General features: G+C 69.8%; 24 protein-coding genes. 18 read left to right on the forward strand and 6 right to left on the reverse strand.

Annotated elements, in window-relative coordinates; translation table 11 throughout:
* Window positions 1–272 precede the first annotated feature (272 nt).
* From ABI214_RS01100 to ABI214_RS01110, 3 genes are all read right to left on the reverse strand, one after another.
* Window positions 273–398 (reverse strand): hypothetical protein, encoded by a 126-nt coding sequence (locus ABI214_RS01100; RefSeq protein WP_348605380.1) that lies wholly within the window; start codon window positions 396–398, stop codon window positions 273–275.
* 185 nt (window positions 399–583) lie between these two features.
* Entirely contained in the window at window positions 584–709 is a 126-nt protein-coding gene (locus tag ABI214_RS01105) for a hypothetical protein (protein WP_348605381.1), read from the reverse strand.
* Between the two features lie 214 nt (window positions 710–923).
* Window positions 924–1,301 carry a DUF1844 domain-containing protein gene (locus ABI214_RS01110; RefSeq protein WP_348605382.1) on the reverse strand — a complete coding sequence of 126 codons (378 nt, stop codon included), beginning with the start codon at window positions 1,299–1,301 and terminating at the stop codon, window positions 924–926.
* A 360-nt stretch (window positions 1,302–1,661) separates the two neighbouring features.
* Here ABI214_RS01110 and infC point away from each other — a divergent pair, with 360 nt between their 5' ends.
* From infC to ABI214_RS01150, 8 genes are all read left to right on the forward strand, one after another.
* Entirely contained in the window at window positions 1,662–2,306 is a 645-nt protein-coding gene (gene infC, locus ABI214_RS01115; protein ID WP_206612372.1) for a translation initiation factor IF-3, read from the forward strand.
* Between the two features lie 53 nt (window positions 2,307–2,359).
* Window positions 2,360–2,554, forward strand: a complete 195-nt coding sequence (gene rpmI / locus ABI214_RS01120; protein ID WP_127916630.1) for a 50S ribosomal protein L35 — start codon at window positions 2,360–2,362, stop codon at window positions 2,552–2,554.
* Between the two features lie 60 nt (window positions 2,555–2,614).
* Window positions 2,615–3,004 (forward strand): 50S ribosomal protein L20, encoded by a 390-nt coding sequence (gene rplT / locus ABI214_RS01125; protein ID WP_031938929.1) that lies wholly within the window; start codon window positions 2,615–2,617, stop codon window positions 3,002–3,004.
* A gap of 23 nt (window positions 3,005–3,027) precedes the next feature.
* The gene (locus ABI214_RS01130) at window positions 3,028–3,828 is read left to right on the forward strand and encodes a TrmH family RNA methyltransferase (RefSeq protein ID WP_348605383.1); all 801 of its coding nucleotides are present in this window, start codon (window positions 3,028–3,030) and stop codon (window positions 3,826–3,828) included.
* A gap of 105 nt (window positions 3,829–3,933) precedes the next feature.
* Window positions 3,934–5,004: a phenylalanine--tRNA ligase subunit alpha gene (pheS, locus tag ABI214_RS01135; RefSeq protein ID WP_348605384.1), complete on the forward strand. Its 1,071-nt coding sequence runs from the start codon at window positions 3,934–3,936 to the stop codon at window positions 5,002–5,004.
* Window positions 5,005–5,035: 31 nt separating this feature from the next.
* A complete protein-coding gene (gene pheT, locus ABI214_RS01140; protein WP_348605385.1) occupies window positions 5,036–7,525 on the forward strand; it encodes a phenylalanine--tRNA ligase subunit beta in 2,490 nt (829 codons plus the stop codon).
* 67 nt (window positions 7,526–7,592) lie between these two features.
* Window positions 7,593–8,045: a PspA/IM30 family protein gene (locus ABI214_RS01145; RefSeq protein WP_348605386.1), complete on the forward strand. Its 453-nt coding sequence runs from the start codon at window positions 7,593–7,595 to the stop codon at window positions 8,043–8,045.
* 144 nt (window positions 8,046–8,189) lie between these two features.
* Window positions 8,190–8,861: a DUF6891 domain-containing protein gene (locus ABI214_RS01150; protein ID WP_348605387.1), complete on the forward strand. Its 672-nt coding sequence runs from the start codon at window positions 8,190–8,192 to the stop codon at window positions 8,859–8,861.
* An 80-nt stretch (window positions 8,862–8,941) separates the two neighbouring features.
* Here the strand turns inward: ABI214_RS01150 and ABI214_RS01155 are convergent, their stop codons facing one another.
* The 3 genes from ABI214_RS01155 to ABI214_RS01165 form a co-directional block, all read right to left on the reverse strand.
* Window positions 8,942–9,337, reverse strand: a complete 396-nt coding sequence (locus ABI214_RS01155; protein ID WP_348605388.1) for a hypothetical protein — start codon at window positions 9,335–9,337, stop codon at window positions 8,942–8,944.
* A gap of 163 nt (window positions 9,338–9,500) precedes the next feature.
* Entirely contained in the window at window positions 9,501–9,911 is a 411-nt protein-coding gene (locus ABI214_RS01160) for an ester cyclase (protein WP_348605389.1), read from the reverse strand.
* Window positions 9,912–10,430: 519 nt separating this feature from the next.
* Complete coding sequence (locus ABI214_RS01165; protein ID WP_348605391.1) at window positions 10,431–12,101, reverse strand: acyl-CoA dehydrogenase family protein; 1,671 nt, start codon at window positions 12,099–12,101, stop codon at window positions 10,431–10,433.
* A 116-nt stretch (window positions 12,102–12,217) separates the two neighbouring features.
* Between ABI214_RS01165 and ABI214_RS01170 the strand changes: the two genes are divergently transcribed.
* The 10 genes from ABI214_RS01170 (at window position 12,218) to ABI214_RS01215 (ending at window position 25,492) form a co-directional block, all read left to right on the forward strand.
* Window positions 12,218–13,756 (forward strand): class I adenylate-forming enzyme family protein, encoded by a 1,539-nt coding sequence (locus tag ABI214_RS01170; RefSeq protein WP_408587464.1) that lies wholly within the window; start codon window positions 12,218–12,220, stop codon window positions 13,754–13,756.
* Window positions 13,757–13,811: 55 nt separating this feature from the next.
* The gene (argC, locus tag ABI214_RS01175; protein WP_348605393.1) at window positions 13,812–14,894 is read left to right on the forward strand and encodes an N-acetyl-gamma-glutamyl-phosphate reductase; all 1,083 of its coding nucleotides are present in this window, start codon (window positions 13,812–13,814) and stop codon (window positions 14,892–14,894) included.
* A complete protein-coding gene (gene argJ, locus ABI214_RS01180; RefSeq protein WP_348605394.1) occupies window positions 14,891–16,135 on the forward strand; it encodes a bifunctional glutamate N-acetyltransferase/amino-acid acetyltransferase ArgJ in 1,245 nt (414 codons plus the stop codon). Before argC ends, argJ begins: the two co-directional genes overlap by 4 nt.
* Complete coding sequence (gene argB, locus ABI214_RS01185) at window positions 16,132–17,055, forward strand: acetylglutamate kinase (protein WP_348605395.1); 924 nt, start codon at window positions 16,132–16,134, stop codon at window positions 17,053–17,055. The genes argJ and argB overlap by 4 nt, the downstream gene beginning before the upstream one ends.
* The gene (locus tag ABI214_RS01190; protein WP_348605396.1) at window positions 17,052–18,269 is read left to right on the forward strand and encodes an acetylornithine transaminase; all 1,218 of its coding nucleotides are present in this window, start codon (window positions 17,052–17,054) and stop codon (window positions 18,267–18,269) included. Before argB ends, ABI214_RS01190 begins: the two co-directional genes overlap by 4 nt.
* Before the next feature lie 3 nt (window positions 18,270–18,272).
* Window positions 18,273–19,214, forward strand: coding sequence for an ornithine carbamoyltransferase (argF, locus tag ABI214_RS01195; protein WP_348605397.1), 942 nt, complete (start codon window positions 18,273–18,275; stop codon window positions 19,212–19,214).
* A complete protein-coding gene (locus ABI214_RS01200; RefSeq protein WP_127916646.1) occupies window positions 19,211–19,720 on the forward strand; it encodes an arginine repressor in 510 nt (169 codons plus the stop codon). Before argF ends, ABI214_RS01200 begins: the two co-directional genes overlap by 4 nt.
* A 49-nt stretch (window positions 19,721–19,769) precedes the next feature.
* Window positions 19,770–20,969: an argininosuccinate synthase gene (locus ABI214_RS01205; protein ID WP_127916647.1), complete on the forward strand. Its 1,200-nt coding sequence runs from the start codon at window positions 19,770–19,772 to the stop codon at window positions 20,967–20,969.
* A gap of 3 nt (window positions 20,970–20,972) precedes the next feature.
* Window positions 20,973–22,394 carry an argininosuccinate lyase gene (gene argH, locus ABI214_RS01210; protein ID WP_348605399.1) on the forward strand — a complete coding sequence of 474 codons (1,422 nt, stop codon included), beginning with the start codon at window positions 20,973–20,975 and terminating at the stop codon, window positions 22,392–22,394.
* Between the two features lie 89 nt (window positions 22,395–22,483).
* Complete coding sequence (locus ABI214_RS01215) at window positions 22,484–25,492, forward strand: acyl-CoA synthetase (RefSeq protein WP_408587485.1); 3,009 nt, start codon at window positions 22,484–22,486, stop codon at window positions 25,490–25,492.
* Window positions 25,493–25,497 lie beyond the last annotated feature (5 nt).

Here is a 25,497-nt window from a genome sequence, read left to right on the forward strand (position 1 = left end):
CTAACGTTTGATGTGTCGCACGCGCTCCGCGTCCTTGCCCGCGAGGCGGATTGCCGAGGTAGGTATACGCGCGTATGGCGGCTAGGAGTGCAGCTGTCGTCGGCTGGTCGAAGTCGATTCGATGCACGGTGTTGCGCGGACCGGGGCGCATGGGAGGGACGGCCGTCAAGCGGGGGTAGACACACGAAAGCGGTGGGGGTTCAAGCATCCCCCACCGCTTCGGTGGATCGTGGGCCTGGATTGCTGGACTGGGACCTATTGCAAGGCCCCGATCACAGGTCGCCCAGGCTACTGAGGTCGACGCTGCTCAGGAGGATGCTGGGCAGGGGGTCGAGCGAGCCGAGAAGTACGTGGATCTGGGGCTGCAGGGCGTCGAGAATGGCGTAGAGCGATCCCATCCAAAGCTCCTTCGGTACGGGTTTGAACCCCTGTGTGGTGGAGCGCGACCGGTGTCACGCGAGGAGCACGGTAGTCAACACGAAGCCGTAGCGGAGGCGGTTTTGCGGACCGACTGTTCCATGTCCGTTTCGGGTGTTTTTGCCGGTCAGCCCACAGAGCGGACCTGTCCGCCCGGGCCGGAGACCTACGCAGCGGTGGTAGGCGGCTGATTCGCGGCGACGGACGCCGCGAGCAACTGGTCGAGAATCCCCGGGAGGGCTTCCTTGGGGTCGAAGCCGAGAAGTTTGGCGATCGAGAGGAGCGATCCCATTCGTGTCTCCTAGGTCTCTGCCCGGCTCGAGCCGGGCCTGTTGGGGGAGAAGTGATCTCCGTCATGCCGTCGGGGACGGTATCAACCGATGGGAACGCGCGGTGCGGTTTGACGCAATCCGCAGTTCCGCCGCATTCGACCGCCTCAGCGCACGAAGCCCGCACCCGGCATGTCCGGGGGCGGGCTTCGTATGACGTGGCGGGGAAGGGGCGGCTCAGTAGACCGGGCCGGTGTACTTCTCGCCGGGGCCCTTGCCGGGCTCGTCCGGATGCGCGGACGTCTCGCGGAACGCGCGCTGCAGCGCCTGCAGTCCCTCGCGGATCGGGCCGGCGTGAGGGCCGAGGTACTCGACGGACGCGGTGACGAGGCCGGCGAGGGCCGTGATCACCCGTCGGGCCTCGTCGAGGTCGAGGTGCGGGCTGTTCTCCGGGTCGGGGTCCGACAGCCCCAGCTTCTCGGCGGCCGAGCTCATGAGCATGACGGCGGCGCGGCTGATCACCTCGATGGCGGGAACGTCGGCGAGCTCGCGCACGTCGTCGAGGTCGTCCTCGGCGTGCTGGACGGCTTCGGCAGGGTCGGGGTTCTGCGTCATGCTTGTCAGGATTCCATCGTGGACGGTCGCGGATTCGTCCGGGTCGCGGCGGCCGCCGCGATTCGATGCGCGGCTCGTTTGATGTTAGGCTGTGCGTCACGACCGCCCTCGGCTCCGGCCAGGGCAGCAAAGTGGAGTCCGACTCCCACCTCTGCGCGGCACCGATCGGTGCAGTTCAGTGGTCCGGTCGCCGCCAGGGTACTTCCCCTGGCGGCTCCTTCGGTCATACGAAGGGATATCAGGTCCGACGTCTCGGAACTGGTGTCGCACCGGTCGACATCGGGCCCCGCACGGCGAGCAACTCGCCGACGCGGGGCTTTCTTGTTGGGGTAGCGGGCGCACGGGCTGCGGCGCGGTCACTTGACTGCACCGCACTACCTAGGAGGCCCCATCAGCACTGAGACCCGCATCAACGAGCGCATCCGAGTTCCCGAGGTTCGCCTCATCGGACCCGGTGGTGAGCAGGTTGGGATCGTGCGTGTCGAGGATGCGCTTCGCGTAGCACTCGAGGCCGACCTCGATCTGGTAGAGGTGGCTCCCGATGCCCGTCCACCGGTCTGCAAGATCATGGACTACGGCAAGTTCAAGTACGAGACGGCGCAGAAGGCGCGCGAGTCGCGGAAGAACCAGCAGCAGACCGTCATCAAGGAGCAGAAGCTCCGTCCCAAGATCGACGATCACGACTACGAGACCAAGAAGCGGAACGTCATCCGCTTCCTCGAGGCCGGTTCGAAGGTCAAGGTCACGATCATGTTCCGTGGTCGCGAGCAGTCCCGGCCCGAGCTCGGGTTCCGTTTGCTGCAGCGTCTCGGCGCCGATGTGGCGGACCTCGGATTCGTGGAGACCTCCGCGAAGCAGGACGGCCGCAACATGACGATGGTGCTCGCCCCGCACAAGGGCGCGAAGACGCGCGCGAAGGCTCAGGAGGGTGCACAGGCCGCGCAGCCTGCGCAGCCGAAGCCGGCCGCGGGTGACGGTGGCGCTGCGCCGGCGCCGAGCGCCTAGCCAGACCCCGTCACGCAAGACCGAAGTACAGAAACACAAGAACTGAGGACTCCATGCCCAAGTCGAAGACCCACAGTGGCACCGCGAAGCGATTCAAGGTGTCCGGTAGCGGAAAGATCCTGCGCCAGAAGGCCGGACGTCGCCACCTGCTCGAGCACAAGAGCTCGCGCGTGACCCGTCGCCTCGACGGCGTTGCCGTCGTCGCCGACCAGGATGCGCCCCGCATCAAGCGTCTGCTCGGCATCTGAGCACTTCCCCTACTTGACCACCCGGGGCGGCAGCGCCCCGAAGATTGACAGGATTTTGCAGTGGCACGCGTAAAGAGGGCAGTCAACGCCCAGAAGAAGCGTCGTTCGATTCTCGAGGCCTCGAGCGGCTACCGCGGACAGCGTTCGCGCCTGTACCGCAAGGCCAAGGAGCAGCAGCTCCACTCGATGACCTACGCCTACCGTGACCGTCGCGCGCGCAAGGGCGACTTCCGGAAGCTGTGGATCGCTCGTATCAACGCTGCGGCTCGCGCCAACGACATCACCTACAACCGCTTCATCCAGGGCCTGAAGGCTGCGGGTGTCGAGGTCGACCGCAAGATCCTCGCCGAGCTGGCCGTCTCCGACGCCGCTGCGTTCGCCGGCCTGGTGGCCGTCGCGAAGGCCGCCCTGCCGGCCGACGTCAACGCTCCGGCCGGAGAAGCGGCCTGAGTCAGCAGTTCCGGAATCGACCCGTGGACCCGTTCACCGAACGGACTCCACGGGTCGTTTCTGCTGTCAAGCTCCTGCGCGGCGCAGAGCGCAGGAAGACGGGGCGGTTCCTCGCGGAGGGCGAGAACTCCGTCACCGAGGCGCTGGCCTGCACCACCGTGCACGAGCTGTTCTTCACCGAACACGCCGGTGAGCGGTACCCCGACCTGATCGAGACCGCGCACGGCGCCGGGATCCGGACATCACTCGTCACCGATCGGGCGATCCGGGCGATGAGCGACACCGTCACGCCGCCCGGCGTGATTGCGGTCTGCGATCTGCTGGACGTTCCGCTCGCCAGCGCGGTGACGGCCGACACCCGCCTGCTGGCCGTGCCCGTCGCGATCGCCGAGCCGGGCAACGCCGGCACGGTGATCCGGGTGGCCGACGCGGTCGGGGCCGACGCCGCGATCCTCGCCGGCGACAGCGTCGACCCGCACAACGGCAAGTGCGTGCGGTCCTCCGCCGGAAGCCTGTTCCACCTCCCGATCGTGCGGGAACGCGACACCGACGCCGTCCTCGACGCGCTCACGGCCGCGGGTATCCAGATCCTCGCGACGGCCGCGGACGGCGAGGTGAACCTCGACGAGGCCGACGACCTGCTGGCCCGTCCCACCGCGTGGCTGTTCGGCAACGAGGCCCACGGACTCGATCCCGCGGTCGCGGCCCGCGCCGACCATCGGCTGCGGATCCCGATCCGGGGCCGTGCCGAGAGTCTCAACCTGGCGACCGCGGCGTCCATCTGCCTGTACGCGAGCGCGCGCGTCCAGCATCGGGGCACGTGACGGTCCGCCGAACTCGTTCGAACCGTCCTGGGCCGATCGCCTAGGATTCGAGTGTTGTGCCCGCGCGCGCTGATATCCATCGATAGACAAGGAGTTGCACCGGTCGTGGCTAAGAATGAGGGCGGTGCCCCGCCGACTGTCGATGCGAACGCGCTGACCGAGGAAGCGCTCGGTGCCGCGGCAATCGCCGCCGAGGAGGCGTTCGCGGCAGCCGCGGATCTCGACGAACTCGCCAATACCAAGATCGATCACCTGGGTGACAAGGCACCGATCGCGCTCGCGAAGCGCGGTCTGGGCGCGCTGCCCAAGGAGGAACGGTCCGAGGCCGGCAAGCGGGTGAACGTGGCCCGCACCCGGGTCACCACCGCGTTCGACGCGCGCCGCGAGGTGCTGCTCGCCGAGCGTGACGCGGCCGTGCTGGTCGCCGAGTCGATCGACGTGACGCTGCCGTCCGATCGTCGGCCCGCCGGTGCGCGGCACCCGATCACGATCATCTCCGAGCAGATCGCCGACGTGTTCGTCGGCATGGGCTGGGAGATCGCCGAGGGCCCCGAGGTCGAGACCGAGCACTTCAATTTCGACGCGCTCAACTTCCTGCCCGACCACCCGGCGCGCACGATGCAGGACACCTTCCACATCGCGCCCGAGGGCTCGCGTCAGGTGCTGCGCACCCACACCTCGCCGGTGCAGGTGCGCACCATGCTCTCCCGCGAGATCCCGATCTACGTCGTGTGCCCCGGGCGGACGTTCCGCACCGACGAACTCGACGCGACCCACACGCCGGTCTTCTCCCAGATCGAGGGTCTGGCGGTGGACAAGGGCCTGACCATGGCGCACCTGCGTGGCACGCTCGACGCCTTCGCGCGCGCACTGTTCGGGCCGGAGACGCGAACCCGCATGCGCCCCAACTACTTCCCGTTCACCGAGCCGTCGGCCGAGGTGGACGTGTGGTTCCCGAACAAGAAGGGCGGCGCCGGCTGGGTCGAGTGGGGCGGCTGCGGCATGGTGAACCCGAACGTGCTGCGCGCGTGCGGAATCGACCCCGAGGAATACTCCGGCTTCGCATTCGGCATGGGTCTGGAGCGGACGCTGCAGTTCCGCAACGGCATCCCCGACATGCGCGACATCGTCGAGGGCGACGCGCGATTCACGCTGCCCTTCGGTGTCCAGGCCTGAGACCCCTCACGAGCGAGAGAGCTGAGTAGACGTGCGAGTAGCGCAATCGTGGCTGACCGAGATCCTGCAGCGGGCGACGCCGGACTGGCAGGTGACCGCCGACGAGCTGGACGCCGGGTTCGTCCGCGTCGGCCTCGAGGTCGAGGAGGTCGATCCGCTCGAGCCGGTGACCGGTCCGCTGGTCGTGGGCCGGGTCCTGGAGATCGAAGAGCTCACCGAGTTCAAGAAGCCGATCCGCTTCTGCAAGGTCGACGTCGGAGCCGCCGAACCGCAGGAGATCGTGTGCGGCGCCCGCAACTTCGCCGAGGGTGACCTCGTCGTCGCCGCACTGCCGGGCGCGGTGCTGCCGGGCGGTTTCGCGATCGCGTCCCGCAAGACGTACGGCAAGGTGTCCAACGGCATGATGTGCTCGGCCTCCGAGCTGGGCATCGGCAAGGACCACTCGGGCATCCTCGTCCTCGAGCCGGGGACCGCCGAGCCGGGAACCGACGCCAACGAGCTGTTGGGTCTCGACGACACGATCATCGAGCTGAACATCACGCCCGACCGCGGCTACTGCTTCTCGGTCCGCGGCCTCACCCGCGAGCTCGCCTGCGGTTTCGATCTCGACTTCGCGGACCCGGCCGCGGTGCCGGCACTGCCGTCCGACGGCGGCGAGGCGTGGTCGATCCAGCTCGAGCCGGAGTCGAAGGCCACCCGCTTCACGGCCCGCCGGATCGCCGGTATCGACCCCAAGGCCGTCAGCCCGTGGTGGCTGCAGCGCCGGCTGCTGATGTCGGGTGTGCGCCCGATCTCGCCGGCGGTCGACGTCACCAACTACGTGCTGCTCGAGCTGGGCCAGCCGCTGCACGCGTTCGACGCGGCGAAGGTCCAGGGCGGCCTCGTGGTGCGGCGCGCCGAGGCGGGGGAGAAGCTGACCACCCTCGACGGTGTGGAGCGGACCCTCGATCCCGAGGACGTCGTGATCGCGGACGATTCCGGTGCGGTCTCGCTCGCCGGCGTCATGGGCGGCGCCACCACCGAGGTCCACGACGGCACCACCGACATCCTGCTCGAGTCGGCCACGTGGGATCCACTCGCGGTGTTCAAGACGTCGCGCCGGCACAAGCTGATCAGCGAGGCCAGTAAGCGGTACGAGCGCGTCGTCGACCCCGAGGTCGCGCTCCCGGCACTCGACCGCGCCGCGGCGCTGCTCGTCGAGATCGCGGGCGGCACCGTCGAACCCGTGCTGACCGACGTCGGCGGCGTCGCGGCCGCCGGCCAGATCCGCATGGACATCGACCTGCCCGATCGTGTCGCCGGTGTCGCCTACCCGAACGGGACGGCCGCCCGCCGCCTGACGCAGATCGGCTGCGCCGTCGAGGTCGGCGTGAGCGAGACCGGGCACGGTCAGCTCGTCGTGACGCCGCCGTCGTGGCGTCCGGACCTGGTGCAGCCGGCCGACCTGGTCGAGGAGGTGCTGCGCCTCGAGGGTCTCGAGCAGATCCCGTCGGTGCTCCCGCATGCTCCCGCCGGACGGGGCCTGACCCCGGAGCAGCGTCGCCGCCGCACCGTCGGCAAGATGCTGGCGGCGTCGGGTTTCGTGGAGATCCTGCCGCCGGTGTTCCTGCCGCACGCCGTGTTCGACACGTGGGGTCTGGACGCCGACGACCCGCGCCGCAACACCACGAAGGTGCTCAATCCGCTGGAGTCGGATCGCCCCGAACTCGGCACCACGCTGCTGCCGGGCATGCTGGAGGTGCTGGCACGCAACGTTTCTCGTGGTCAGCGCGACCTGTCGCTGTACGGCATCGCGCAGGTGGTGCGGCCGGGCCCGGACACCAAGCCGGTCGGTGCGCTGCCGGTGGACCGCCGTCCCACCGACGAGCAGATCGACGAGCTACTGAAGTCGTTGCCCGCGCAGCCGGTGCACGTCGCGGCCGTGCTGTCGGGTCTGCGTGAGCCGTCCGGGCCGTGGGGTGCCGGCCGTCCGGCCGAGGCGGCGGACGCGTTCGCCGCGGTGCAGACGATCGCGAACGCTGCCGGCGTCACGGTCGAACTGCGGGCCGCGCAGTACCTGCCGTGGCACCCGGGCCGCTGCGCGGAGGTGGTGTTCGACGGCACGGTCGTCGGACACGCCGGTGAGCTGCACCCGGCGGTGCTCGAGCGGGCCGGGCTGCCGGCGCGCACGTGCGCGGTCGAGGTCGACCTGGCCGCGCTGCCCGTCGCCGAAGTTCTTCCGGCTCCTCGGATCTCGCCGTTCCCGGCCGTCCTGCAGGACGTCGCGGTTGTCGTCGACGCCTCGGTTCCGGCGGCTGCGGTCGAGTCGGCGCTGCGCACGGGCGGCGGTGAACTGCTCGAGGACATCCGCCTGTTCGATGTCTTCGAGGGCGCGCAGGTGGGCGAGGGCCGCAAGTCGTTGGCGTTCGCGCTGCGATTCCGCGGGACCGACCGCACGCTGACCGAGGACGAGGCCAGCGCTGCACGCGATGCTGCTGTCGCGGCCGCGGCGGACGCCGTCGGGGCCGTTCTGCGCGGCTGACACCCGAGTTCGACCGATGAGGGGCTCCTCTCGCTAGCCTGGAAGGCGCTGGCGAGAGGAGCCCCTCATGGTTGATACGGACAGTGGCGGATTGGATGTCGTGCTCGCGCGACTGCACGGTCTCGACGACGCCGAATTGCTGGCGGTCGTGCTCGCTGCGACGGCCGGACGCCCGGCGCTCGCCCCGGTGCACGCGGCCGCGTCCATGCTGACCGCGGGCGACGGCCACACCTCGGACATCCCGCCGGACCCGTCCCGGCCAACGGCGCCGGCGGAGGTTCCACCGCCGTTGACGATGGCCGGCGGAGCGGTGCCCGGCCCCGATTACACCGATGCCGGAGTCCCGACGTTCGGCCGCGTCCGCGACAAGATCGAGGAACGCTTCGGGACCGCGCTCGGCTCGGAGGAACTCGAGCGCGGCAGCCAGGCCGGGCAGGACCTCGAAGAGCAGTGGCAGGCGCGGGAGAAGGCCGCCCACGACAGGCTCGACGAGATCCGCCGGTCCATGAAGAACGAGTAGCGCAGGCGGGGTCGCCCGGGTGTCGGTCCCTTTCGTCGAATCGTCGCCCATAGGTGGCGCCATACCGATCTGTCGGTCGGTGAAGCTAGCATCGTCGCTGCCGGGTGAATTGCCTGGTTCCGCTCGTAATCTGGAGGTGGCGCCGTGAGCGCGTTGTCGAACCCGAACCCGAACGCGATCCCGGCCTACGCCGTCCTGCCCGACCTGCCCCTCGACGAGGACGGCCGCGGCGAGCTGACCCGGCAGATCTGGGACCAGCTGATCACCGGCCGGGACGACGTCGACGATTTCATCGACATCTACGGCGAGGAATACGACCTCACGGACGAGCAGCTCGGGGTGGCGTTCGGCGCGCTCCGCGCCGCCCGGCTGCGCCAGCAGGCGGAGATCGGTGCCTACACCTCCCGCACGATCGCCGCGTTCGAGGAGCTCAATGCGAGCGGAGTGGTGGCCCGCGCGGACTTCTCCTGCTGCGGCACCTGCGCGTCCGGCGAGATCTGGGAAGAGCGCGACGACAGCCGCCACTGGAAGGGTTACGTGTACTTCCACCAGCAGGACACCGACCGTCTCGTCGAGGACGGGTCCACCTACATCGGCTACGGCGCGTTTCCGCCCGAAGCATTCGACCAGGCCGCATACGACGCGCTCAGCGAAGAGGCGAAGGAAGACCTCTACACCGCGGACGTGACGTCCCTGCTCGACGACGTGGTGTTTCCCGTCCTGCGGCGGCACGGCATCGAGCCGGAATGGAATCGGGACCTGGGCACGCGGGTGCTGCTCAAGAACGCCGACTGGTACGCCCCGATCGAGGCGTAGCACGATCTGCCGGTCGTCTCGACCGACCGAGCCGGGCCGGCGGGCCCGGCTTGCCAGCCGGCGGTCGCGGCGTGAATCTGCTACTGCGGGCGGATGATCGGGACCGGTGAGTCGTGGCTGACCAGCGCGACCGCGACCTTGTGCTCGGCGGCGAGTTCGCGGAACGTCTCCGTGGCGCGCTCTGCCTGCGACCAGCCGAAGCTGGCGTAGATGATCGTCGTTCCGATGCTGTAGTCGGTGAGACGTCCGTCGAGGCTCGAGTCTGCGGCGAGTTGCTCGTCGTCGGGAGCGTCGGGGCCGTTGAGAGGTGGGAAGACCTCGGTAATCGCGGTGTAGAACGCGCGAAGCTCGGGCGTGGTCACGGTGACGTCGCAGTAGTCGTGGTCCTCGGCCCATTCGGTCTGCGTGTTGTACCAGTCGAGGAAACCGCTGTCCGTCGTGGCGCCGGGGTCGAAGGCGACGATGTCGTAGCTCACGCGCGGAGATGATACCGGTCGTGCCGTTCTTGCCGGTGCCGGCGACAAGGTCCCTCGTCGAAACGTCGGCGGGATCGCAGGGCTGGCGGAGTCAGACCGAATGCTGGACAGGCCATCGCCTGGATCTGCAGCCCGAGTCGCCGCCTGGTCCGCGGCTGCAACATCACGGTGCTTCTGCTTCACGAATTTGGCTCTCAACTGCCTCCATGCCGCCGAAATCCCAGACTTCGGAGAACTTCCCGCCCTCTACGTGATACAGAGTGATTTCCGCGCTCGAGACCCGGCGACCGGTCGCCTCGATCGCATTGAAGGCACCCCTGTGAGTACCGGTGACCGTGAAGTGCACCGCGACGTAGTCGCCGTCGATCAGAAGATTCCTCATCTCCCAGTGCCAGTCGGGGAAGGCGGCGAAAAGGACCGGGAATTGCGCCGCCGTGGACACAGGATCCATCGGGACATCATTGACCTTGATCGTCGGCGCATAGAACGACGCCATTCGATCAACATCGTGTGCATTGCAGGCCTCGAGGTAAGCCTGATAGAGAGATTGGTTTTCGTCGCGCGTGGTAGCCACCGGATCTCTCACATCCTCGACTCGATTCACCGCTCAGGACACTGCAGTATCACAAGTAGCTCTGGTTCCAACCGCCCTGCAGATCAGTCTAGGTACCTAGGAGCGAACCGGCCGACGAGTCACAAGAGCTCGAGCCGCCGTTTCCAGTCACCGGCGGACATGATCCGTGCTGTGCGGAACTCCTGCTCCAACACTGGGCAACCACCACTTCCGACTCGCAGAACCCGTGCCACCCAGCATGACGACAGTTCGAGCGGAACGTGCCCGATCACTTGCGGGCTGGATCGGAAGGTTCGAGCGCACCCTGCGGCAGGGCGACCGACAACGGGACCCGACGATGTAGTCACTCTCGATGCACGCCTCTACCTTCGCCGGCACAGCGCCGCGCCGCCGCCCCAGCCGCGGTGATCCCGGGCTGGAGCGGCGGGGTGTGACTGGGGCGCGCGACGGTGCGGCGCTGGGCTCGAGGATCACCGGGGGCCACTGATGGGCGGTCGCGGTGAACTGGCCACAGCGACCTCAGTGGCGCTCGAGGATCGCCGCGAAATCGGTTCCGGCGGCCAGAGACCCGTACTCGAGGTCGCGGTCGGCGCCCAGCCGTGCGCCGATGAACGCCTCCGCGACCGCGGTAGGGGCGGTGCGCAGCAGCAGCGAGCCCTGCAGCCCGAGTGCCATCGCCGCGGCCACCGGGCGTGCCCGGAACTGCGCGGTCGCGGGATCGAGCGTCGCGAGCTCGGCGAGCATCGTGCGCACCCGGTCGAGGTGCGCGTCGAACAGCGTGGACGCCCCGCGCGCGAGGTTGAGCTCGGCGTCGAACGCCTGCACCGACTCGGGTTCACGGGTCATGGCGCGCAGGACGTCGAGCGCGATGACGTTGCCCGATCCCTCCCACACCGCCATCACCGGCTGCTCCCGGAACCGGCGGGCCAGCGGGAACGCCTCGGTGTAGCCGTTGCCGCCGAGGCACTCGAGCGACTCGTAGGCGTGGTGCGGTCCGCGCTTGCAGATCCAGTACTTGCTGACCGCCGTGGCCAAGCGCCGGAACGCCTTCTCGGACTCCGATGCGTCGTCGTCGTGGGCGCGGGCCAGGCGCAGCGCGGTGGCCGTCGCGGCCTCCGACTCGAGCGCCAGGTCGGCGGCCACCGCGGTCATTGCCGGCTGGTCGACGAGCGTCGCGCCGAACGCGGAGCGGTGCCGCACGTGCCACAGGGCCTCGGCGACCGACTGCCGCATGCCGGCGGTCGAGCCGTACACGCAGTCGAGGCGGGTGCGCGCGACCATCTCGATGATCGTGCGCACGCCGCGACCCGGTTCCCCGACGATGTGGCCGATCGTCCCGTCGAGCTCGATCTCCGACGACGCGTTCGACTTGTTGCCGAGCTTGTCCTTGAGCCGCTGGATCCGGAAGACGTTGCGGGTGCCGTCCTCGAGCACGCGGGGGACCAGGAAGCAGGACAGGCCCTCCGGCGCGTTCGCCAGCACCAGGAACGCGTCCGACATCGGCGCCGAGCAAAACCACTTGTGCCCGGTCAGCGTGTACATGCCGTCCGAAAGCGGCTGCGCCGTCGTGGTGTTCGCGCGGACGTCGGAGCCGCCCTGCTTCTCGGTCATCGCCATGCCGAACAGCACGCCGGGCTTGTCGCCGGGCGCTACGAGTGCGCCGTCGTAGCCGCGCGAGTAGAGCCGGGGGAGCCAGCGCTCGGCCAGGTCCGGGGCCAGCATGAGCGAGGGCACCGCGGAGTGCGTCATCGAGATCGGGCAGGCGTGCCCCGGCTCGATCTGCGCGAACAGCATGAACGTCGCCGCTCGCGCGACGTTCGCGCCGACGCGAGGCTCCGCCCACGCCGCCGTGTGCGCGCCGTGCTCGACGGCCGCGGAGATCACCCGGTGGTAGGCGGGGTGGTACTCGACCTCGTCGATGCGGTTTCCGTAACGGTCGTGCGAGTGCAGGCGCGGGATCTCGGTGTTCGCGAGTTCGGCGGCGTGCTGGAACTCGGCGGTGCCGACCAGCGCACCCACCTCGGTGAGGTGCGCGCCGGCCCACTCGGCGTCGTACCGGGCCACGCCCTCGACGAGCGGGGCGTTGCTCGTGAACTCGTTGACGTCCACCCGCGGTGGTGCCTGGTTGAACACCTCGTGCGTGCGGTGGCCCCGCGGCGCCGCGTTCGTCAAGTCGTCGGTTGTCGTCATCTTGGAGCCCTTCCGCAAAGCAATGAATCGTGATTCACTTCTTGTCGAGTGACTGTAGAACGGATTCGCGCGACGGGCAACGGACCCCCACCGCCGCCCAGTGAAGGAGACCCCCGGTGCATCTGAACGTGTTGCTGGAAAGCGCATGCAGGAAGTCCCCCGAGAAGGACGCCCTGGTCTACGGGGCGCAGCGCACGAGCTACCGCGAGCTCGAGGCGGCGTCACGGCGGGCCGCGGAGGTGTTCCGCCGCGAAGGGATCCGTCGGGGTGACCGCGTCGCGGTGATGACCTACAACTCGCCCGGATTCCTGATTGCCGCGTTCGGCATCTGGCGGGCGGGCGGGGTGTTGGTGCCGGTGAACCACAAGCTCACCGCGCCCGAGGTCGAGTACACGATCGCCCACAGCGGCGCCCGGGTCGGTGTCGTGTCCGCCGATCTGGTGTCGGCAGCACGCGGTGGAGCGCCGCAGGTGCGGTGGCTGCTCACCGAGGCCGCCACCCACGGTGGCGACGTCGAGGCGGCCGACGACTTCGACGCCGCCGTCGCATCCGCCCCCGAATGGGACGGCGTCGACGGCACCGAGGACGACGTCGCGCAGATCCTCTACACCTCCGGAACCACGAGCGCGCCCAAGGGCTGCGTGCACACGCATCGCACGATCGCGTCGGTGCCGCCCCTGATCGTCGCGACGATGGGGTTGACCCGCGACGACAGGTTCCTCATCGCGATGCCGATCTGGCACGCGTCGCCGCTCAACAACTGGACCCTGACGACGCTCTTCCTGGGCGGCACGGTGATCCTGCAGCGCGAGTACCACCCCATCGAGTTCCTCGAGACGGTCCAGCGGGAGAAGGTCACGGCGTTCTTCGGTGCTCCCATCGCCTACCTCGCGCCGGTGCAGATCGCGAAGGCGCAGGGCATCGACCTCGCCGCATACGACCTGAGCTCGATGCGCCGGTGGATCTACGGCGGGGCGCCGATCGGCGCCGAGACCGCGGAACTGCTCGCCAGGGTCTACCGGTCCGACGACTTCTACCAGGTGTACGGGATGAGCGAGATGGGCCCGGTCGGGACCGCGCTCTACCCGCACGAGCAGATCGCCAAGGCCGGTTCGATCGGGCGCGGCGGCATGCCCGGCGTGGACCTGCGCGTCGTGCGCGCGGCCGGCGTCGACGCGGCTCCGGGTGAGACCGGCGAGATCTGGCTCAGCGCCGACACCCGGATGCGCGGATACCTCGACAACGACGAGGCCACCGCCGACGTCTTCGACGGGCGCTGGTACCGCACCGGGGACATCGCGCGCGTCGACGCCGACGGCTACCTGTTCATCGTCGACCGCCTCAAGGACGTCATCATCACCGGCGGCGAGAACGTCTACTCGCAGGAGGTGGAGGAGGCGATCCGCCCGCACGAGGATGTCGTCGACGTCGCGGTCATCGGCCGGCCCCACCCGGAGTGGGGCGAGACGGTGGTCGCCGTCGTCGTGCCGGCCGAGGGGAGGACAATCGAGCTCGACGACCTGCGCTCGTACCTGTCGGACAAGCTCGCCCGGTACAAGGTGCCGCGGGAGCTCGTGTTGGTCGACGCGCTGCCGCGCAACCCGTCGGGCAAGCTCACGAAGCACGTGCTGCGGGGCGCGGTGCTCTCGGAGTGAGCGCGACCGGAAACCCGCTATGAATGAGTTTGCATGATGGTGCATAATCATCCGTATGGGTACTTCTGGAGACTCTGGAGCTTCGACGGCCGGTGACCGGTCGCCGATCAAGGTCGCGATCGCGGGGGCCAGCGGGTACGCGGGCGGCGAGATCCTGCGCCTGCTGCTCGGGCACCCCGCCTACCGCGACGGTTCGCTCGTGATCGGCGCGCTCACCGCGGGCGGCAACGCCGGGACCACGCTCGGCTCGCACCATCCGCACCTGCTGCCGCTGGCCGACCGGGTGCTCGGCCCCACCGACATCGAGACCCTGTCCGGTCACGACGTCGTGTTCCTGGGACTGCCGCACGGCAAGTCCGCGGAGATCGCCGAACAGCTGCCCGAGTCCACCGTCATCATCGACTGTGGCGCCGACTTCCGGCTCACCGACGCCGCCGCGTGGGAGAAGTACTACGGCAGCCCGCACGCCGGTAGCTGGCCGTACGGTCTGCCCGAGCTTCCGGGTGGCCGGGACAAACTCGTCGGTGCCACCAGGATCGCCGTGCCCGGCTGCTACCCGACGGTGTCCTCGCTCGCGCTGGCCCCGGCCGTCGCCGCGGGTGTCGTCGAGCCGCGGGTGAACGTCGTCGCCATCAGTGGCACGTCCGGCGCCGGCAAGGCGCCCAAGGCGGACCTCCTCGGCTCCGAGGTGATGGGCTCGGTCCGGGCCTACGCCGTCGGCGGCGCGCACCGGCACACCCCCGAGATCAAGCAGAACCTGTCCGCGGCCGCCGGTACCGACGTGACGGTGTCGTTCACGCCGGTCCTCGCGCCGATGCCGCGCGGCATCCTCGCGACGTGCACCGCGCCCACCACCGCGAGTGCGGACGAGATCCGCGCGGTCTACGAGAAGGCGTACAAGGACGAGCCGTTCGTGCACGTGCTGCCCGAGGGGCAGCTGCCGCAGACCGGGGCGGTCGTCGGGTCCAACGCCGTGCAGATCGCCGTGACCGTGGACACTGCTGCCGGACTCCTTGTAGCGGTCGCCGCGATCGACAACCTCACCAAGGGCACCGCCGGCGGTGCCGTCCAATCCATGAACCTGGCCCTGGGCCTGCCCGAGACCGATGGTCTCTCGACTGTGGGAGTTGCTCCGTGACAACCGATTCCGAGTTCGCCGCACCCGATGCCGTGGAGATCGCGGGCGGTCGGCTGATCCGCACCCAGGGCGTCACCGCGCCCGCCGGTTTCCGCGCCGCGGGCATCAAGGCCGGGATCAAGGTCAGCGGCAAGTCCGACCTCGCGCTCGTCTTCAACGAGGGCCCGGAACTCGCGGCCGCGGGCGTGTTCACCGCCAACAAGGTCAAGGCCGCGCCCGTCCTGTGGTCGCAGCAGGTGCTCACCACCGGACGGCTGCGGGCCGTCGTCCTGAACTCGGGCGGCGCCAACGCGTGCACCGGAGCCCCCGGCTTCCAGGACTCGCACAAGACCGCCGAGCACGTCGCCGCGTCGCTCAGCGACTGGGGCACCGAGACCGGCGCGATCGAGGTCGCCGTGTGCTCGACCGGCCTCATCGGCGACCGGCTGCCGATGGACAAGATCCTCGCCGGCGTCACCGAGATCGTGCACGAGCTGGCCGGCGGCATCTCCGGCGGCACCGACGCCGCGCACGCGATCATGACCACCGACACCGTCCCGAAGCAGGCGGCGCTGCACCACGCCGACAAGTGGAACGTCGGCGGCATGGCGAAGGGCGCGGGCATGCTCGCGCCGTCGCTGGCGACGATGCTCTGCGTCGTCACCACCGACGCCGTCGCCACCGCCGAGCAGCTCGACGAGGCGCTGCGGCACGCGACCCGGATGACGTTCGACCGGCTCGACGTCGACGGCGCCACCTCCACCAACGACACCGTGCTGCTGCTCGCGTCCGGCGCGAGCTCCGTCGCACCGTCGCAGGACGAGCTCAACGCGGCCGTCCTCGCGGTGTGCGACGACCTGGCCGAGCAGATGATGGCCGACGCCGAGGGCGTCACCAAGCGCGTCACCGTCACCGTCAGCGGCGCCGCGTCCGAGCAGGACGCGCTCGTCGCCGCGCGCACCGTCGCCCGCGACAGCCTGGTCAAGACGGCGCTGTTCGGCTCCGACCCCAACTGGGGCCGCGTGCTCGCCGCGGTCGGCATCGCCCCCATCACCCTCGACCCGGACCGGATCGCGGTGTCGTTCAACGGCAATCCCGTCTGCATCGACGGTGTCGGCGCTCCCGGCGCCCGGGACGTGGACCTGTCGGGCATGGACATCGACCTGACGATCGAACTCGCGGTCGGCACGTCGAGCGCCAGCATCCGGACCACCGACCTCTCGCACGCCTACGTCGAAGAGAACTCGGCGTACTCGTCATGACCGAGTCCATCGAGAACCTGACGTCGAGCCAGAAGGCGTACGTCCTGGCGGAGGCGCTGCCGTGGCTGCAGCGCTTCCACGACAAGGTCGTCGTCATCAAGTACGGCGGCAACGCGATGATCGACGACGAACTCAAGAGCGCGTTCGCGGCCGACATGGCGTTCCTGCGCACCATCGGCATCCACCCGGTCGTCGTCCACGGCGGCGGCCCGCAGATCAACGCGATGCTGAAGCGTCTCGGCATGGAGGGGGAGTTCCGCGGCGGATTCCGCGTCACCACCCCCGAGGTCATGGACGTCGTCCGCATGGTGCTGTTCGGTCAGGTGGGCCGTGAGTTGGTGGGCCTGATCAACGCGCACGGACCGTTCGCCGTCGGCATCTCGGGTGAGGACGCGCGGCTGCTGACCGCGACCCGTCGCACCGTCCAGGTGGACGGCGAGCCCACCGACATCGGCCTCGTCGGCGACGTCACCACCGTCAATCCCGACGCGGTGCTCGACCTCATCGCCGCCGGACGCATCCCCGTGGTCTCCACGATCGCGCCCGACGAGGACGGCGTGGTGCACAACATCAACGCCGACACCGCGGCCGCGGCCATCGCGGAGGCCATCGGTGCCGAGAAGCTCGTCGTCCTCACCGACGTCGAGGGGCTCTACACCGACTGGCCCGACCGCTCGTCGCTCGCGTCCGAGATCGACACGGCCGCGCTGCGTCAGCTGCTGCCGAGCCTCGACGCCGGCATGGTCCCCAAGATGGAGGCCTGCCTGCGCGCCGTCGAGGGCGGCGTGCCCACCGCGCACGTCATCGACGGCCGGGTCGCGCACTCGGTTCTGCTCGAACTCTTCACCGGCGAGGGCATCGGCACGATGGTCACCCCCGCACCGGAACTCCACCTCGCAACCACGGAAGGACTGGCATGACTGCCACGACGGATCTCCAGCAGCGCTGGTCCGGCGCCCTGATGAACACCTACGGCGTGCCGCGGGTGGCGCTGGTCCGTGGCGAGGGTGCGGTCGTCACCGACGCCGATGGGAAGCAGTACCTGGACCTGCTCGCCGGCATCGCCGTGAACATCCTCGGCCACGCGCACCCGGCGATCGTCGAGGCTGTGACCACGCAGCTGTCCACGCTCGGGCACGTGTCGAACCTGTACGCCAGCGAGCCGGCCGTCGCACTGGCCGAGCATCTCCTCGCGCAGCTGGGAGTCGGCGACAGCGCCGGTTCCGTCACCGGCCGGGTGTTCCTGTGTAACTCCGGCACCGAGGCGAACGAGGCCGCGTTCAAGCTGGCCCGCGCCACGGGACGGCGCAAGATCATCGCCGCGGAGAAGGCGTTCCACGGCCGGACAATGGGTGCGCTCGCGCTCACCGGCCAGCCCGACAAGCGGGCACCGTTCGAGCCGATGCCGGCCGGTGTCGAGCACATCCCGTACGGCGACCTCGAGGCGCTGGACCGGGCCGTCGACGAGGACACCGCCGCGGTGTTCCTGGAGCCGATCATGGGCGAGGGCGGCGTCGTCGTGCCGCCCGAGGGCTACCTCGCCAGCGCCCGGCGGATCACTGCCGAACGCGGCGCGCTGCTGATCCTCGACGAGGTGCAGACCGGTATCGGCCGCACCGGCTGGTTCTACGCGCACCAGGCCGCCGGCATCGTGCCCGACGTCATGACCCTCGCGAAGGGACTCGGCGGCGGCATGCCGATCGGCGCCTGCATCGCGACCGGCGCGGCCGCGGAGCTGTTCGGTCCGGGCAAGCACGGCACCACGTTCGGTGGCAACCCGGTGTGCGCGTCCGCTGCGCTCGCGGTCCTGAAGACGATCGCCGCCGACGACCTGCTGACCCGCGCCGACATGATCGGCAAGGTGCTCTCCACGGGCATCGAGGGTCTCGGACACCCGCTCGTCGACCACGTGCGCGGCGCCGGCCTGCTGCTGGGTGTCGTGCTGACCGAGGACGTCGCCCCGGTCGTCGAGGCCGCCGCCCGGGAGGCCGGTTACCTCGTGAACGCCGCTCAGCCCGGAGTCGTCCGGTTGGCACCCCCGCTGATCCTCACCGAGGAGCAGGCGGAAGGATTCATCGCGGCGCTGCCGGGAATTCTCGATGCAGCGGCGGCGGAATCGGTAGGAGGCAAGTAGTACATGACGATCCGGCACTTCTTGAGGGACGACGACCTGACCCCGGCCGAGCAGGCCGAGGTGCTCGAGCTGGCTCGGGAACTCAAGTCGAACCCGTTCTCGCGCAAGCCGCTCGCCGGCCCGCGCGGCGTGGGTGTCATCTTCGACAAGAACTCGACCCGTACGAGGTTTTCGTTCGAGATGGGCATCGCGCAGCTCGGCGGGCACGCGGTCGTCGTCGACGGCAGCAAGACTCAGCTCGGACGTGACGAGACGCTGCAGGACACCGGTCGCGTCCTGTCCCGCTTCGTCGACGCCGTCGTGTGGCGCACGTTCGGGCAGGAGCGGCTCGAGCAGATGGCCGAGGGTGCGACGATCCCGATCGTCAACGCGCTGTCGGACCAGTTCCACCCCTGCCAGGTGCTGGCCGATCTCCAGACGCTCGCCGAGCGCAAGGGCGAGCTGAAGGGCCTGAAGCTGACGTACCTCGGCGACGGCGCGAACAACATGGCGCACTCGCTGCTGCTGGGCGGCGTCACCGCGGGTGTGCACGTCACGATCGCGGCACCGGTCGGGTTCGCACCCGCCCCGGCGGTCGTCGACGCGGCCCGCGTGCGGGCGGAGCAGACCGGCGCGATGATCACGCTCACCGACGATCCGCGGGCCGCCGTCGTCGGCGCCGACGCGCTCGTCACCGACACGTGGACCTCGATGGGGCAGGAGGAGGACGGGCTCGACCGGATCGGCCCGTTCCGTCCGTTCCAGATCAACGCGGACCTGCTCGCCAAGGCGGCGCCCGACGCGGTCGTCCTGCACTGCCTGCCGGCGCACCGGGGCGAGGAGATCACCGACGAGGTGCTCGACGGCCCGCAGTCCGCGGCGTGGGACGAGGCCGAGAACCGGCTGCACGCGCAGAAGGCGCTGCTGGTGTGGCTGCTCGAACGGCGCTCCGGGACGCGGCCGTGACCTCCGCCCCGGGCACGCAGCCGGCCGCCGCCGTCGCGCACACGCGCGCCGGCCGGCAGGCCCGCATCACCGCGCTGGTGGCCGAACGGCACATCCGCAGCCAGGCCGAACTCGCCGCACTACTCGCGGCGGAGGGCATCGAGGTCTCCAACGCGACGCTGTCGCGCGACCTCGAGGAGCTCGGTGCGGTGAAGCTGCGGGCCGCCGACGGCGGCGCCGGGGTGTACGTGGTGCCGGAGGACGGCTCGCCCGTGCGGGGCGTCTCCGGCGGCACCGACCGCCTGTCCCGGCTGCTGGGGGAGCTGCTGGTGTCGACCGACGCCAGCGGCAACCTCGCGGTCCTGCGCACCCCGCCCGGGGCCGCGCACTACCTGGCCAGCGCGCTGGATCGGGCCTCGCTGCCCGACGTCGTCGGCACCATCGCGGGCGACGACACCATCCTCGTCGTGGCCCGCGAACCGCTCACCGGAGCGGAGCTTGCCGCGGCGATAGAGCGCCTGGCCTGACCACTAGACTCTTTCTCGAACACTTCGATTTCTAAGGAGCACACACACCATGGCTGAACGCGTCGTACTCGCCTACTCCGGCGGGCTGGACACCTCGGTGGCCATCAGCTGGATCGGCAAGGAGACCGGCAAAGAGGTCGTCGCCGTCGCCATCGATCTCGGCCAGGGCGGCGAGGACATGGAGGTCGTGCGTCAGCGTGCCCTCGACTGCGGCGCCGTCGAGTCGGTCGTGGTGGATGCCCGTGACGAGTTCGCGGACGAGTACTGCCTGCCGACGATCCAGGCGAACGCGCTCTACATGGACCGCTACCCGCTGGTCTCGGCCATCAGCCGCCCGCTGATCGTCAAGCACATCGTCGAGGCTGCGCGCGCGCACGGCGGCACCGTCGTCTCGCACGGCTGCACCGGCAAGGGCAACGACCAGGTCCGCTTCGAGGTGGGCTTCGGTGCGCTCGCTCCCGACCTCGAGGTGATCGCGCCGGTCCGCGACTACGCGTGGACCCGCGAGAAGGCCATCGCCTTCGCCGAGGAGAACAACATCCCGATCAACGTCACCAAGCGTTCGCCGTTCTCGATCGACCAGAACGTGTGGGGCCGCGCGGTGGAGACGGGCTTCCTCGAGGACCTGTGGAACGCGCCCACCAAGGACGTCTACGACTACACGCAGGACCCGACCCTGAACTGGAACAGCCCCGACGAGCTGATCATCAGCTTCGAGGCGGGCAAGCCGGTCGCGATCGACGGCAAGCCGGTCACGGTGCTCGAGGCCATCCAGGAGCTCAACAAGCGCGCCGGCGCGCAGGGCGTCGGCCGCCTCGACGTCGTCGAGGACCGCCTCGTCGGCATCAAGAGCCGCGAGATCTACGAGGCCCCGGGAGCGATGGTCCTCATCACCGCGCACCAGGAGCTCGAGCACCTCACCCTCGAGCGCGAGCTGGGCCGCTACAAGCGTCAGATGGAGCAGCGCTGGAGCGAGCTGGTCTACGACGGCCTGTGGTTCTCGCCGCTCAAGGACGCGCTGGATTCGTTCGTCGCGAAGACCCAGGAGCGCGTCACCGGCGACATCCGCCTGTTCCTGCACGGCGGTGCCATCACCGTCAACGGCCGTCGCAGCCCACAGTCGCTGTACGACTTCAACCTGGCGACCTACGACGAGGGCGACACCTTCGACCAGTCGTACGCCAAGGGCTTCGTCAACATCCACGGCCTGTCGTCCAAGGTCGCCGCGAAGCGCGATCTGGGCCTCTAGTCGATGACTGCCCACGGCACCAACGAGGGCGCCCTGTGGGGCGGCCGGTTCGAGTCCGGACCGGCCGCCGCCATGGCGGCCCTGAGTAAGTCGACGCACTTCGACTGGGTTCTGGCCCCGTACGACGTGCGGGCGTCGCAGGCACACGCGAAGGTCCTGCACAAGGCCGGCCTCCTCAGCGAGGCCGACCTGGCGACCATGCTCGACGGCCTCACCAGGCTCGCTGCGGACGTCGCCTCCGGCGCGTTTGGGCCGGCGGAGTCCGACGAGGACGTCCACGGCGCGCTCGAGCGCGGTCTGATCGAGCGGGTCGGCCCCGAGGTCGGTGGCCGGCTGCGTGCGGGCCGCTCCCGTAACGACCAGGTGGCCACGCTGTTCCGGATGTGGCTGCGCGACGCGGTCCGCCGGGTCGCGGACGGCGTCCTCGACGTCGTCGAGGCACTCGCGACGCAGGCAGCTGCACACCCCGAGGCCGTGATGCCGGGCAAGACGCACCTGCAGGCCGCGCAGCCGGTGCTGCTGGCGCACCACCTGCTCGCGCACACGCATCCGCTGCTGCGCGACGTCGAGCGCCTGCGGGACTTCGACAAGCGGGCCGCAGTGTCCCCGTACGGATCCGGGGCGCTGGCCGGGTCGTCGCTGGGGCTCGATCCCGACGCGATCGCCGCCGAGTTGAACTTCGACGCGGCCGCGGAGAACTCGATCGACGCGACATCGTCGCGCGACTTCGCCGCCGAGGCGGCGTTCGTGTTCGCGATGATCGCGGTGGACCTGTCCCGGATGGCCGAAGAGGTCATCATCTGGAGCACACCGGAATTCGGGTACATCACGCTCGCCGACGCGTGGTCGACCGGGTCGTCGATCATGCCGCAGAAGAAGAACCCGGACGTCTCGGAGCTGACCCGCGGCAAGGCCGGGCGTCTGATCGGCAACGTCACCGGACTGCTGGCGACGCTCAAGGCGCAGCCGCTCGCGTACAACCGCGACCTGCAGGAGGACAAGGAGCCGGTGTTCGATTCGGTGGCGCAGCTCGAGCTGCTGCTGCCGGCCATCACCGGCCTGGTCTCCACGCTGGAGTTCCATACGGATCGTATGGAGGAGCTGGCTCCGGCGGGCTTCACGCTCGCCACCGACATCGCGGAGTGGATGGTGCGTCAGGGCGTTCCGTTCCGGGTGGCGCACGAGGCCGCGGGCGCGTGCGTTCGCGTCGCGGAGGCGCGTGGCGTCGGGCTCGACGAGCTCACCGACGAGGAGCTGGCCGGTGTGGATCCGGCGCTGACTCCCGCGGTGCGGGAGGTCCTGACGGTCCACGGGTCGATCGCGTCGCGCAGTGCGCGCGGCGGCACGGCCGGGATCCGCGTCGCGGAACAGCTCGGCGGTGTGCGTCGGTCGGCGAACTCGTTGCGCGAGTGGACCTGCGCGTAACGAGAATCGGAGAACCACTCGGTTTAACCGCGCTCCTACGCACGCAGTAGTGTGAAAGGCTCATCGAACAGGATGTGATGAAAGTCACGATGGGTTGCTGGGGGAGTGCGCTGGTGAGTCTGAGTTCCGACTACGTGGTGGGTTCGCTTCGGCGGGCAATCGCCACGGCGCAGAACGGTCTCGAGGTGGTACGCCTCGGCGGTCTGGAGACGGGTGCGACGCCGTCCCCGTTCCAGATCGTCGAGCGCGCCCCGATGTATCGCCTGCGCCGTTATTTCCCGGACACGGATCCGGCCGAGGTGGGCCCGCCGATCGTCCTCGTCCCCCCGATGATGATGTCGGCGGACGTCTACGACGTCACGCGTGATCAGGGTGCGGTCGGCATCCTGCACGAGATGGGTCTGGACCCGTGGGTCGTCGACTTCGGTTCCCCGGACGCCGAGGAGGGCGGATGGGACCGGACGCTCGCCGACCACATCGTCGCGATCAGCGAGATCGTCGACCTGGTCCACGAGCACACCGGTCGCGACGTGCACCTGTCGGGCTATTCGCAGGGCGGCATGTTCTGTTACCAGGCCGCGGCCTACCGGCGGTGCCGCAACGTCGCCAGCCTCGTCACGTTCGGGGCGCCCGTCGACACGCTCGCCGCGCTGCCCTTCAACATTCCGGCCGGCGTCGCCACCAGGGGCGCCGACCTGCTGGCCGACCACGTCTTCAACCGGCTGTCGATCGCCGGTTGGATGGCGCGGACCGGTTTCCAACTGCTCGATCCGGTGAAGACGGCCAAGTCCCGCTTCGACTTCCTCCGGCAACTGCACGACCGCGACGCGCTGCTCCCGCGTGAGCAGCAGCGCCGCTTCCTGGCGCAGGACGGCTGGGTCGCGTGGTCGGGGCCGGCGGTAGCGGAACTGCTCAAGCAGTTCATCGTGCACAACCGGATGATGACCGGCGGCTTCGTCATCAGGGACACCGCGGTCAGTCTGGCGGAGATCTCGTGCCCGATCCTGGCGTTCGTCGGCGAGGTCGACGACATCGGTCAGCCCCTCGCCGTCCGCGGGATCAAACGGGCCGCGCCCCGCGCCGAGGTGTTCGAATCGACCTTGCGTGCAGGCCATTTCGGGCTCGTGGTCGGATCGGCTGCGGCGGCGCGCACGTGGCCGACCACCGGTGAATGGGTGCGCTGGCGGGAGGGCATCGGGCCGCGACCGGAGTCGGTGGACGTGATGATCCACGACGAGCCGTCCGGCGTCGACAGCGGCGTCAGCTTCACCAACCGGATCACCCACACCGTCGCGTCGATCGCCGAGGTCGGCGTCGGCGTGGGGAAGGGCATCGCCGATTTCGCGACCGACACCGTGCGCGGCACCCGCGAACTCTCGGTCGAGGCGGCCCGCGCACTGCCGCGGTTGGTCCGCCTGGGCCAGTTGCAGCCGCGGTCGCGGATCTCGCTGGGTCTGCTGCTGGCCGAGCAGGGACGCCAGGCGCCCGGCGGCGAGTGCTTCCTGTTCGACGACCGCGTACACACGAACGCCGCCGTCAACACGCGGATCGACAACGTGGTGCGGGGACTCGTCCACGCCGGCGTCCGACCCGCCACCCACGTCGGCGTCCTGATGGAGACGCGGCCGAGCGCGCTGGTGACGATCGCGGCGCTGAGCCGGCTCGGCGCCGTGGCCGTGCTGCTGCCTCCCGGCGGCGACCTGGACGAGGCGGTCCGACTGGGCCGGGTGGACCGCATCGTCGCGGACCCCGACAACCTCGAGGACGCGGTCGTGACCGGCAAGCAGGTGCTGGTCCTCGGCGGCGGTGAGTTCCGTGGTCTCCCGGTCGAGCTGGGACCGGACGTCGTCGACCTCGAACAGATCGACCCGGCTGCGGTGAGGCTGCCCGGGTGGTACCGGCCCGACCCCGGACTGGCGCGCGAACTCGCGTTCGTGATCTTCAGCGGGTCGACCGGCAACCTCGAGGCGAAGTTCATCACCAACTACCGGTGGGCGCTGTCGGCGTTCGGCACCGCGTCGGCGGCGTCGCTCAGCCGCGGCGACACCGTGTACTGCCTTGCGCCGCTGCATCATTCCTCGGGCCTGATGGCGACTCTCGGTGGCGCGGTGGCCGGCGGGGCCCGCATCGCGCTGTCTCGCGGCCTCGATCCGGAGCGTTTCGCTGAGGAGATCCACCGCTACGGCGTGACGGTCGTCAGCTACACGTGGACCTCGATGCGCGAGATCCTCGACGCCAAGTCACTGCCCCTCGAGGAGGGGCACCCGGTCCGTCTGTTCATCGGGTCCGGTATGCCGCCCGGCCTGTGGCGCCGGATCACCGAGCGGTTCGCGCCGGCGCGGGTGCTCGAGTTCTACGCGTCCACCGAGGGCGACGTCGTGCTGGTCAACGTCTCCGGTGCGAAGGTCGGTTCGAAGGGCCGGCCGTTGCCCGGCAGCGCGGAAGTCCGGCTGGGCGCGTACGACCCGGTCGCGGGCCGGCTACTCGAGGACGAGCGTGGGTTCGTCCGCGAGTGCGCGGACGACGAGGTCGGGCTTCTGCTCGGGCGACCCGGCTCCGCCGCCGAGGCGGCATCCGGCGTGATGCGCGGCGTCTTCGCGGCCGGTGACGCGTGGGTCCCGACGGAGAACCTCTTCCGCCGCGACCCGGACGGCGACTACTGGCTCGTCGACCACAAGCACACCGTCGTCGCCGCGGCCCGCGGGCCGGTGTTCACGCAGCCGATCGTCGACGCGCTCGGCGAGATGCCGCAGGTCGATCTTGCGGTTGCCTACGGCCTTCCCGCCGGAGGTGACCAGGTGGCGGTCGCGGCGTTCACCGTCCACGACGGACGCGTGCCCAGCGCCGCCGAGATCACGGCCACTCTCGCACAGCTGCCGCTGGCGCAGTGCCCGGACGTCGTGCACGTGGTGGACGAGATTCCGCTGGGTGCGTCGTACCGCCCTCGGGCGGCCGAGCTCCAGGCGGGCGGCATGCCCAGGCCGAGCGTGCGCGCGTGGTACCTCGACGCAGGCAGCGGCAGGTACAAGCGATTCACGAAGGCTGCGGCGGCCCGGTTCGGTGACCTGCCGGCGAAGCCGGGTGGGGTGCCCGCGTAGCCGGC

Source organism: Prescottella soli, assembly GCF_040024445.1.
GTDB classification, from domain to species: domain Bacteria; phylum Actinomycetota; class Actinomycetes; order Mycobacteriales; family Mycobacteriaceae; genus Prescottella; species Prescottella soli.

What these genes read in the sequence shown, in the direction of transcription:
- ABI214_RS01110 (WP_348605382.1), bottom strand. Translation starts at nt 1,301, where the DNA reads ATGACGCAGAACCCCGACCCTGCCGAAGCCGTCCAGCACGCCGAGGAC.
- ABI214_RS01190 (WP_348605396.1), top strand. Translation starts at nt 17,052, where the DNA reads ATGACTGCCACGACGGATCTCCAGCAGCGCTGGTCCGGCGCCCTGATG.
- argF (WP_348605397.1), top strand. Translation starts at nt 18,273, where the DNA reads ATGACGATCCGGCACTTCTTGAGGGACGACGACCTGACCCCGGCCGAG.
- argH (WP_348605399.1), top strand. Translation starts at nt 20,973, where the DNA reads ATGACTGCCCACGGCACCAACGAGGGCGCCCTGTGGGGCGGCCGGTTC.
- ABI214_RS01215 (WP_408587485.1), top strand. Translation starts at nt 22,484, where the DNA reads ATGGGTTGCTGGGGGAGTGCGCTGGTGAGTCTGAGTTCCGACTACGTG.
- argC (WP_348605393.1), top strand. Translation starts at nt 13,812, where the DNA reads ATGGGTACTTCTGGAGACTCTGGAGCTTCGACGGCCGGTGACCGGTCG.
- ABI214_RS01145 (WP_348605386.1), top strand. Translation starts at nt 7,593, where the DNA reads ATGGTTGATACGGACAGTGGCGGATTGGATGTCGTGCTCGCGCGACTG.
- ABI214_RS01100 (WP_348605380.1), bottom strand. Translation starts at nt 398, where the DNA reads ATGGGATCGCTCTACGCCATTCTCGACGCCCTGCAGCCCCAGATCCAC.
- argB (WP_348605395.1), top strand. Translation starts at nt 16,132, where the DNA reads ATGACCGAGTCCATCGAGAACCTGACGTCGAGCCAGAAGGCGTACGTC.
- ABI214_RS01165 (WP_348605391.1), bottom strand. Translation starts at nt 12,101, where the DNA reads ATGACGACAACCGACGACTTGACGAACGCGGCGCCGCGGGGCCACCGC.
- rpmI (WP_127916630.1), top strand. Translation starts at nt 2,360, where the DNA reads ATGCCCAAGTCGAAGACCCACAGTGGCACCGCGAAGCGATTCAAGGTG.
- ABI214_RS01205 (WP_127916647.1), top strand. Translation starts at nt 19,770, where the DNA reads ATGGCTGAACGCGTCGTACTCGCCTACTCCGGCGGGCTGGACACCTCG.
- ABI214_RS01105 (WP_348605381.1), bottom strand. Translation starts at nt 709, where the DNA reads ATGGGATCGCTCCTCTCGATCGCCAAACTTCTCGGCTTCGACCCCAAG.